Raw genomic sequence first — 9635 nt, 5'->3', positions numbered from 1 at the left:
GACTACGTCTGGGCGATCGCCCGGATCGGCCTGGGCTGGATCTTCCTGTGGGCGTTCCTGGACAAGACCTTCGGCTGGGGGTTCGCCACTCCCGCCGAGCGGGCCTGGATCAACGGGGGCAGCCCCACCACCGGCTTCCTCAAGGGCACCGGCGAGAACGCCCTGGGCGGGGTGTTCACCGCCCTGGCCGGGCAGGGGTGGGTCGACTGGCTGTTCATGCTCGGACTGCTGGGCGTCGGCACCGCCCTCCTGCTGGGTGCGGGCCTGCGCGTCGCCGCCGTCGCCGGCGGCCTGATGATGGTCCTGATGTGGGCCGCCGCCCTGCCCCTGCAGACCAACCCCTTCCTGGACGACCACCTCGTCTACGCCGTCGTCCTGGCCGGGCTGGCTTTGAGCGGCGCCGGCACCACCTGGGGCATCGGCACCTGGTGGGCCACCACCCCCCTGGTGCGCCGCCACCCCGCCCTCCGATAACCGTCCCCGGACCACAAAAGGCTCGCCCCCCGTACGGGGGGCGAGCCTTTCGTGCGGGTGTGGGCCGGGGCGTTCGGCCCGGGGGGAACGAACATGACGCGCGGCACCGGAAGGAAAACCGCCGGACGAGTGGCGATCTTTTTCGACGACCACGCGGCAACCGGGTGTCCTCATCGGCCACCGCCATGGGGCGGGGGCGGACTTTCGACGTGAGCACCTGTGACATTCGGCCCTGCCCCGCGACGCAGTTGGAGGGAAACCCTTCTGGTAGCGGAAGGGAAGGTGCCATGAATCTGACGCTGGACGATGTCGCTGGGAAAAAGTCGGCAAGGACGGTCGGGCCGCGTACGCGGCTCTACCGCGACGGCGTTCTGGAGGTTGAAGGTCTGTCCGTGGCGGAGGTCTCAGCTCACGTCGGCGATCCGTCCTACATGATCTGGTTCGACCTGTGCGCGCCCGACGCCGCCGCCATCGCCGCCATCGACCGGGAGCTCGACCTGCACGAGTTGGCCGTGGAAGACGTCCTGCAGGACCACCAGCGCTCCAAGCTGGACATCTACGACAGCCACCTGTTCCTGACCGCCTACGGAGCCTGGTTCGACACGGCGACCGGACAACTCGGCACCACCGAGGTGAACGTCTTCGTCACCCGCAACGCCCTCGTCACCATCCGCGAGAACGACCGCTTCGACGTCGACGAGGTGGTCAAGCGGTGGGACTCCAAACCCGACCTGGCCAAGCACGGAGTCGTCTTCCTCCTGCACGGGCTGCTCGACGTCGTCGTGGACGGCCACTTCCAGATAGTCCAGAGTCTCGACGACCAGGTCGAGGCGCTGGAGGACCAGCTCTTCGCCGACTCACCGGCGGGCCGCGACCTGCAACGCCGTACCTTCGACCTGCGAAGAAGCCTGGTGCGTTTCCGCCGGATCGTGCTGCCGCTTCGCGAGGTGGTCAACAGCCTGCTCCGTCACGACCTGTTCGTCGCCGAAGCGGCGATGGCCCCCTACTTCCGGGACGTCTACGACCACGTCATGCGCGTCACCGAGTGGACCGAATCGCTGCGCGAGCTGGTGAGTGACATCCGTGAAGCTCAGCTGAGCATGCAGGGCTACCACCTCAACGACATCATGAAGAAGGTCACGAGCTGGGCGGCCATCATCGCCGTCCCCACCATGATCACCGGCTTCTACGGGCAGAACCTGCCTTTCCCCGGTTTTGGGCAGCCTTCCGGCATCTGGACCTCTGTGATCGTCATCGCCGTGACCTCGGTCCTGCTCTTCTACGTCTTTCGCAGGCGCGGGTGGATCTGACCGACGGCCCGCCCTCCCCGGGGTGGGCCCTTTCGGCGACGACGAAGGGAGGAGCCACAGCATCGTGCGTAAGCCCGCCGCCAGATCACCGCTGACCTTCATCGCGTTGACATTCGGGATATCCACTGGCTTCTGGCTGATCGGTGCCGTGACCGACCGCCTCTCCGTCGAGCTTCCGGGCCGTCTACCCGTCAGCTCCCTCATGGCTTCTGCCCCATTGCTGGCAATCGTGGTCTGGGCCTGATCGGACTGCTCAAGACCGCGGTCAAGGGCCTGCTGGCCGCGCTCGTCGCCGTAGCGGCATCGGCGCACCCGGCTCAACACCGCCTGGTTCATCGCCGTCGCGGCCGCGATCAGCCTGGCCCGCGTACTGATCATCGGATAGTTGCCGAGGGCGCCGTACCAGCTCATCCGCGCCTGCGTCACGCCCTCGGTGAACGCCACCACCGCCCCGCCATCCAGAGCCACCTTCGAGTTTGGCCTGCACACCCTCCTCGACGGCCTGCAAGCACGATTACCAAACTAGGCGCGCACCTTCCGGACATCGCCCAATCTCGGAAGGAGACCAGCCGTCAACCTCCGGAAAACACGCCCGTTATGCCTGGTCACACTAGCTCGCGTCAATCCTGTCAACGGATGTGACACCAACCAGGGCGCACCGTTCCGTTCCTACCGAACCCCCGGTTTCCGCGCCACGGGGAAGGGCCGCGCGGCCCGCCTCCAGGCGAGCCACCGGCACCCGGTACGGCGAGCAGGAGACGTAGTCCAGGTCCGCGTCGTGGAAGAACCACACGGAGGCGGGGTCACCGCCGTGTTCGCCGCAGACACCGATCCGCAGCCCGGGACGAGCGTCTCGACCTTCCTTGACGGCCAGCTCGATCAGACGACCGATGCCGCGCCGGTCGATGGTCTCGAACGGCGAGGTCTCGAAGACGCCCAGGCGCAGGTACTGCGGCAGGAACGAGGCCTCCACGTCGTCGCGGGAGAATCCCCAGGTCATCTGGGTCAGGTCGTTGGTGCCGAAGGAGAAGAACTCGGCCTGCCCGGCGATGTCACCGGCGGTGAGAGCCGCCCGGGGCACCTCGATCATCGTCCCGATCGGGATCGGTGGCGCGTCGCCGATCCCGGCCAGCACCCGCTCGGCCTCGGCGCGGACCAGAGCCAGCTCGCGGACGTCGCCGACCAGCGGGATCATGATCTCCGGCCGTGGTGTGCCACCGTCTCGGACGCGGATGGCGCAGGCCTCGCCGATGGCGCGGACCTGCATGGCGAACAGGCCGGGGATGGCCAGGCCGAGCCGGACACCGCGCAGTCCGAGCATCGGGTTGCTCTCGTGCGTTCTCCGGACCGCGGCCAGCAATGCCCGCTCGCGGCCGGTCACGGCGCCGAGCAGCTCCTCCAGCGAAGGCAGGAACTCGTGCAGGGGCGGATCGATCAGCCGGATGGTGACCGGCAGCCCGTCCATGGCCGCCAGGACGCCGACGAAGTCGGCCCGTTGCAACGGCAGAAGCTCCTCCAGCACCGCTTGAATCTCCTGCTCGCCCTCGGCCAGGATGAGGCGCTCCACCAGGGCGCGCCGCGGGCCGAGGAACATGTGTTCGGTCCGGCACAGCCCGATCCCGGCGGCACCGAACCTGCGGGCGCGCGCCGCGTCCTCGGCAGTGTCGGCGTTGGCCTGCACACCCAGCCGGCGCAGCGTGTCCGCGTAGGCGAGGAGCCTGCTGACGGCCGAGACGAGCGGCCCCGACCCGGCGTCGAGGTCGCCTTCGAAGTGGCGCACGACCGGTGACGGGGTCACGGGCAGCTCGCCCAGGTACACCGTGCCGGTGGTGCCGTCCACGGAGATCATGTCGCCTTCGCGGACGGTCACCGAACCGGCCCGAAACAGCCGTCCCTGCGGATCGACGTCGAGGTCGCCGGCACCGCAGACGCAGGTGCGCCCCATGCCGCGGGCGACGACGGCCGCGTGCGAGGTCTTGCCGCCGCGGCTGGTCAGGATGCCACGGGCGGCGAGCATGCCGGGCAGGTCGTCGGGATTGGTCTCACGCCGGACCAGGATGACCGGGCCGGTGGCCTCGGCGGCACGGCGGGAGTCGAACACGGCCCGGCCCGAGGCGGCCCCGGGAGAGGCGGGCACGCCGACGGCGATCTGCTCGGGCGAGCCTGACAGGTCGAAGCGGGGGAACATGAGCCGGCCGAGCTGGACGCCGTCGACGCGCCGCAGCGCCTCGTCGAGATCGATGACCCCCTCGTCGACGAGCTGGGCGGCGATGACGAACGCGGCGGCGGCGGTCCGCTTGCCGACCCGGGTCTGCAACATCCACAGCCTGCCGCCCTCGATGGTGAACTCGATGTCGCACAGGTCGCGGTAGCGGTGTTCCAGCACGTCCATCGCCCGCGTCAGCTCCTCGAAGCAACGACGGTCCAGGCGGGCGAGCTCCTGCAGGGGCAGGGTGTCGCGAATCCCGGCCACCACGTCCTCGCCCTGGGCGTCAGGCAGGTAGTCGCCGTAGACGCCGCGGGCGCCGGTCGCGGGATCGCGGGTGAAGGCGACACCGGTGCCCGATCCGGTGCCGCGGTTGCCGTACACCATGGCCATGACGTTGACGGCGGTGCCGAGGTCGTCGGGGATGTGCTCGGCGCGCCGGTAGAGACGGGCGCGTTCGGTGTTCCAGGAGCGGAAGACGGCCAGCACGGTGTTGCCGAGCTGCTCGACCGGGTCCTGAGGGAAGCCGGTGCCGGTGTGCGCGCGGAAGATCTCCTTGTAGGTGTCCACCAGTTCGCGCAGGTCGTCGGCGGCCAGTTCCGGATCGCAGGCGACCTCGCGCTCGCGGCGCAACGCCGCCAGCGCGCTCTCGAACTCAGAGCCCGGGATGCCCTCGACGGTCGAGCCGTACATGGAGATGAGCCGCCGGTAGCAGTCCCACGCGAAGCGCTCGCCGCCGTGGGCGGCCAGGCCGGCCACGGTGACGTCGGTCAGGCCGATGTCCAGGACGGTCTCCATCATGCCGGGCATCGAGAAGCGGCCGCCGGAGCGGACCGACAGCAGCAGCGGATCGCCGGGGTCGCCGAACCCGCGGTTCATGGTCTTCTCGATCCGCCGCAGGTGGGTGGCCATCTCTTCGTCGAGTCCCGCCGGAGCCACGCCTTCCGCCAGGTAGCAGCGGCAGGCCTCGGTGGTGACGGTGAAGCCCGGCGGGACGGGCAGGCCCAGCCGGGTCATCTCGGCCAGGTTGGCCCCCTTGCCGCCGAGCAGGTCCTTCATGTCCTTGTCGCCGTCGGCGAAGTCGTACACGTAGGTGCGCATCGCATGTCGCCTCCTTCGGTTCGTGTGGTGCGAGAAGGCGGCCGCAGCGGCGGCTGCGGCCGCCGGGTCCGGGGTCAGCGCCTCCCGTAGTAGGCGGCGCGCATGAGGTCGCGCATGTCGTCGAGCATCGGCATCCGGGGGTTGGCCGGAGCGCACTGGTCCTCGTAGGCGTTACGGGCCTGCTCGGGGAGCGCGGCCAGGAAGGCCGCCTCCTCGACGCCGAGGTCACGGAAGGACGACGGGATGCCCGCGGCCTCCCGTAGCCGCTCCACCGCGGCGGCCAGGGACTCCACGCCCTCGGCCGGGGTGGCGGCGGGCAGGCCCAGCGCCTGGGCGATCTCCTGGAACCGCTCGGGGGCGCGGTAGTGCTCGTACTTCGGCCAGCCCGACAGCTTGGCGGGAACCGTCCCGTTGTAGCGGATCACGTGGGGGAGCAGGAGCGCGTTGGTCCGGCCGTGCGCCACGTGGAAGGTCGCGCCGAGCGTGTGCGACATGGCGTGCACGATGCCCAGGAAGGCGTTGCCGAAGGCCATCCCGGCGATGGTGCCGGCGTTGTGCATCCGCTCCCTGGCGGCCGGGTCGGCGGCGCCGCGGCTGACCGCGCGCTCCAGGTTGGCGAAGACCAGTTTGATCGCGTGCAGTGCCAGGCCGTCGGTGAAGTCGCTGGCATACACCGACACGTACGCCTCGATGGCGTGGGTGAGGGCGTCGAAGCCGCTGTCGGCGGTGACCACGGCCGGCAGATCCGCGGCCAGGACGGGGTCGACGATGGCGACGCTCGGAGTGAGCGCGTAGTCGGCCAGCGGATACTTCTTGCCGGTGGCGGTGTCGGTGATCACCGCGAACGGGGTGACCTCGGCACCGGTGCCCGACGTCGTCGGCACGCACACCAGCCGCGCCAGCTCGCCCAGCGGCGGGAACTTGAAGGCGCGCTTGCGGATGTCGAAGAATTTCTGCCTCATGTCGTCGAAGACGACCTCGGGGTGCTCGTAGCGCAGCCACATCACCTTGGCCGCGTCCATCGCCGACCCGCCGCCGAGCGCGATGATGGTGTCGGGCCGGAACGCGCGCATCATCTCGGCGCCCCGGTCGACGGTGGCGACGCTCGGCTCGGGCTCCACGTCGTCGATGATCTGCAGGGCGACCCGCTCCGGACGCCGGCCCAGCACGGTGAGGACGCGGTCGACGTATCCCAGGCGGGTCATCGTCGGGTCGGTCACGATGCTCACCCGGTGCATGCCGGGCATGTCGGCCAGGTAGCGGATCGCGTGCGGCTCGAAGTAGATCTTCGCCGGGACCTTGAACCACTGCAGGTTGTTGGTGCGCCGGCCGATCCGCTTGATGTTGAGCAGGTCGACCGCCGAGACGTTGTGGGAGACCGAGTTGCGGCCGTAGCTGCCGCAGCCGAGGGTCAGCGACGGGATGAACGCGTTGTACATGTCGCCGATGCCGCCTTGTGAGGACGGCGCGTTCCAGATGATCCGCACCGCCTTGACCCGCCGGCCGAACTCCTCGGCCAGGTCCTCGTCGCGGGTGTGGATCGCGGCACTGTGTCCCAGCCCGCCGAACTCCACCATCCGCTCGGCCAAGACGATGCCCTCCTCGCGGCTGCCGGCTCGCAGCACCGCCAGTACCGGGCAGAGCTTCTCCCTGGTCAGCGGTTCGGACGGGCCGACCTGCCCGACCTCGACGAGGATGATCGAGGTGCCGTCGGGCACCGTGAACCCGGCCCGCTCGGCGATCCAGCTCGCCGAGCGGCCCACGGCGTCGGCGTTGATCCTCGCCTGCGCGCACGACTCGCCGTCGGCCGCCGCGCCGAACAGGAACGCCTCCAGCTTGCGCTTCTCCTCGGCGTCGGCCAGATACGCGTGCAGGACGGCGAACTCGGCGAGCGCGTCCTCGTACACCGCGTCGTCGACGATCACAGCTTGCTCTGAGGCGCAGATCATGCCGTTGTCGAAGGACTTGGACAGCACGATGTCGTTGACCGCGCGGCGCAGGTCCGCGGTGGCCTCCACGTACGCGGGCACGTTGCCGGCACCCACCCCGAGGGCGGGTTTGCCGGCCGAGTACGCCGCCCGCACCATGCCGTTGCCGCCGGTGGCCAGGATCGTCGACACGCCGTCGTGGCGCATCAGCGCGGTCGTCGCCGCCAGAGACGGCTGCTCGACCCACTGCACGCAGTTCTCCGGCGCGCCGGCCGCGACCGCGGCGTCCCGCACGATCCTGGCCGCGGCGGCGCTGCATTCCTGGGCGGCGGGGTGGAAGGCGAACACGATCGGGTTGCGCGTCTTCAGCGCGATCAACGCCTTGAAGATCGTGGTCGAGGTCGGGTTGGTGACCGGGGTGATCCCGCAGACGACGCCCACGGGTTCGGCGATCTCCACCAGGCCGCTGATGTCGTCACGCGAGATGACGCCGACGGTCTTCAGGCTCGCCATGCTGTTGGTCACGTGCTCACAGGCGAAGATGTTCTTGACCGCCTTGTCCTCGAACACCCCGCGCCCGGTCTCGGCGACGGCCCGCTCGGCCAGCTCCGCGTGCTCGTCCAGCGCGGCGACGGACGCCTTCTTGACGATGTGGTCGATCTGCTCCTGATCGAAGGCGCCGTAGTCGTCCAATGCCTTCAGCGCGTTCCCCACCAGGGTGTCGATCATCTCGGTGACGGCGGTCGGGACATGTGCGACCTGGTCGGTCATGCGGATCACCTCGGGCTTGTCGGTCCTGCGGTCATCTTCAGAATCTCGGTCACGCGCCCGGTGCGCCGGAGCCGAAAGACACCTTCGTCCGGGACCTTGGCCTCCCGAGCCGCAGCCGCGCATCGACCGGCCTGAAGACGACTCAGGAGGGGGCGGCGGTCACGTCGCACCTGAGGGTCAGCCTCCGTTCCAGGTGCTGTCGTCCTCCTTCCAGCGCACCTCGTTCATCACGTCGACGACGCCGTTGATGCGGCCGGTCATGCGGCCCGCTATGTCGGCCTCGCTGCGACGTTCCATGGTGCCGGCCAGGGTGACGACACCGTGGTCGACCTGGACGTTGACCTGCTCGGTATCCACCCACAGGCAGCGGCTGAGGACTTCCTGGCGAACCTCGTCGGCGATGTCGGAGTCGGGCCGGACGAAAATCCTGATCAGGTCGCGGCGGCTGACGATGCCCACCAGGCGGCCGTCCCGGTCGACGACCGGGAGCCGCTTGATCCCGTGTTCCTCCATGAGCCTGGCGGCACCGACCGTCGAGGTCTCCTTGGCGACGGTGACCGCGGGGGAGGTCATCAGCTCGGCGGCGATGTCGCCCCGCGCCCTGGCCTTCGGGTCGCGGCCTTCGGGGTTCAGCCGGTGCCGCAGCCGGGCACGCAGCGGCGGCTGGTAGCCCTCACGGTAGTACTGCTCCCGGAACTCCTCCTTGGCGAGCAGGTCCGCCTCGGAGACGACGCCGATGACACGGCCCTCCCCGTCCACGACGGGGACCGCGCTCACCGCGTGGGCGATGAGCGTCTCGGCGATGTCCTTGAACGGTGTGTCGGCGGTGACCAGCGCCACGTTCTTGGTCATGACGTTCTCTACTTTGGTGCGCATGGCATGTTCTCCACCTGTGATGGTGCGGGCCCGCTCGCCCGAACGGGCCCGCCGGATGTGTTACCTGGTGGTGCGGGCCTTGCCGACGGGGATGCGGACGCCCGCGCCCTTGCTGTCGTCGAGCTTCACGCTGATCTCCAGGAGGCCCTTGTCGTAGACCGCCCTGACGTCCTTGGGGTCCGCGCCCGCGGGCAGGACGATGGAGCGGGTGAGCGCGCCGTACCGGAACTCGGTGCGGTGCGTGTCCTTCTCCTCGTGGTGCCGTTCGGCGTGGATGGCCAGGACGCCGTCGGTGAGAGTGATCTCGAGGTCCTTGTCAGGGTCGATACCGGGGAGTTCGGCCAGCAGAACGTACCTGCCGTCCTTGACGTGGTCCTCGAACCGGATCGCAGGGCCGATCGCCGGGCGCAACCCCGCCAGTGGTGCTTCGAGCCAGTCGAAGATCTCCGGAAACAGTCCTCTCGGCTCCCTGCGGATGAGTGTGGTCATCTGCCCACCTCCGTCGTCTCCTTGGGCTTCTCATCTCCATCTCATACCTGGCAGATGGCCGGATGCAGGGCCGGAGGTCCCTGTGCGACCGCCATTGGTCGCTGCCACCGGAGGTGCTTCGGGGCGGCGCCGGACCATGGTGGTCCCCTCGGACTCGTCGACCCGGGTCACCGAACCGTGGGGGGCGTCCGGGAAAGGCGCCGACGTCAGAGGCGGTGGCTGAGACGGTTTCGGCCGGGTGGGGCCGCCCGGTCACGAGCCAGGCCGATGACGGCGGCGGGCGCCGGGACCGGCGGGCCGGAAGGGTCCGCCGAATGCCGGGGCGATTCCAGGAGGGGAAGGTCCTGGGCGGGTGTCAGGTTTCCCGCTCGTCGTGACCGGGGGACTCGTCGTGTCCGGGGGAGAGGCGGCGGCCGGTGATCTGCTCGGTGCGTACCACGATGTAGTGGTCGCGGTCGCCCGGTGCCCAGGTGTGCAGGG

7 protein-coding genes are annotated in these 9635 nt (G+C 69.6%); 3 read left to right on the top strand and 4 right to left on the bottom strand.

Annotated elements, in window-relative coordinates; translation table 11 throughout:
* The 3 genes from AB0G15_RS42820 to AB0G15_RS42810 form a co-directional block, all read left to right on the top strand.
* A partial coding sequence (locus tag AB0G15_RS42820; RefSeq protein WP_362851370.1) for a hypothetical protein occupies positions 1-474 on the top strand: 474 nt, incomplete at its 5' end.
* 287 nt (positions 475-761) lie between these two features.
* Positions 762-1784: a magnesium transporter CorA family protein gene (locus AB0G15_RS42815; RefSeq protein WP_362851367.1), complete on the top strand. Its 1023-nt coding sequence runs from the start codon at positions 762-764 to the stop codon at positions 1782-1784.
* 64 nt (positions 1785-1848) lie between these two features.
* Positions 1849-2028: a hypothetical protein gene (locus AB0G15_RS42810; protein ID WP_362851365.1), complete on the top strand. Its 180-nt coding sequence runs from the start codon at positions 1849-1851 to the stop codon at positions 2026-2028.
* Positions 2029-2394: 366 nt separating this feature from the next.
* Here the strand turns inward: AB0G15_RS42810 and ppdK are convergent, their stop codons facing one another.
* The 4 genes from ppdK to AB0G15_RS42790 form a co-directional block, all read right to left on the bottom strand.
* Complete coding sequence (ppdK, locus tag AB0G15_RS42805; protein ID WP_362851363.1) at positions 2395-5091, bottom strand: pyruvate, phosphate dikinase; 2697 nt, start codon at positions 5089-5091, stop codon at positions 2395-2397.
* Between the two features lie 74 nt (positions 5092-5165).
* Positions 5166-7790, bottom strand: coding sequence for a bifunctional acetaldehyde-CoA/alcohol dehydrogenase (adhE, locus tag AB0G15_RS42800; RefSeq protein ID WP_362851361.1), 2625 nt, complete (start codon positions 7788-7790; stop codon positions 5166-5168).
* A 177-nt stretch (positions 7791-7967) separates the two neighbouring features.
* Positions 7968-8666, bottom strand: coding sequence for a CBS domain-containing protein (locus tag AB0G15_RS42795; RefSeq protein WP_362851359.1), 699 nt, complete (start codon positions 8664-8666; stop codon positions 7968-7970).
* Positions 8667-8726: 60 nt separating this feature from the next.
* Positions 8727-9155 carry an Hsp20/alpha crystallin family protein gene (locus AB0G15_RS42790; RefSeq protein WP_362851357.1) on the bottom strand — a complete coding sequence of 143 codons (429 nt, stop codon included), beginning with the start codon at positions 9153-9155 and terminating at the stop codon, positions 8727-8729.
* Positions 9156-9635: the final 480 nt, after the last annotated feature.

The sequence above is a fragment of the Streptosporangium sp. NPDC023825 genome (genome assembly GCF_040639575.1).
Classification (GTDB): domain Bacteria; phylum Actinomycetota; class Actinomycetes; order Streptosporangiales; family Streptosporangiaceae; genus Streptosporangium.
This window is presented reverse-complemented; position numbering and strand designations above follow the sequence as displayed.

What these genes read in the sequence shown, in the direction of transcription:
- AB0G15_RS42790 (WP_362851357.1), bottom strand. Translation starts at nt 9,155, where the DNA reads ATGACCACACTCATCCGCAGGGAGCCGAGAGGACTGTTTCCGGAGATC.
- AB0G15_RS42815 (WP_362851367.1), top strand. Translation starts at nt 762, where the DNA reads ATGAATCTGACGCTGGACGATGTCGCTGGGAAAAAGTCGGCAAGGACG.
- adhE (WP_362851361.1), bottom strand. Translation starts at nt 7,790, where the DNA reads ATGACCGACCAGGTCGCACATGTCCCGACCGCCGTCACCGAGATGATC.
- AB0G15_RS42795 (WP_362851359.1), bottom strand. Translation starts at nt 8,666, where the DNA reads ATGCGCACCAAAGTAGAGAACGTCATGACCAAGAACGTGGCGCTGGTC.
- ppdK (WP_362851363.1), bottom strand. Translation starts at nt 5,091, where the DNA reads ATGCGCACCTACGTGTACGACTTCGCCGACGGCGACAAGGACATGAAG.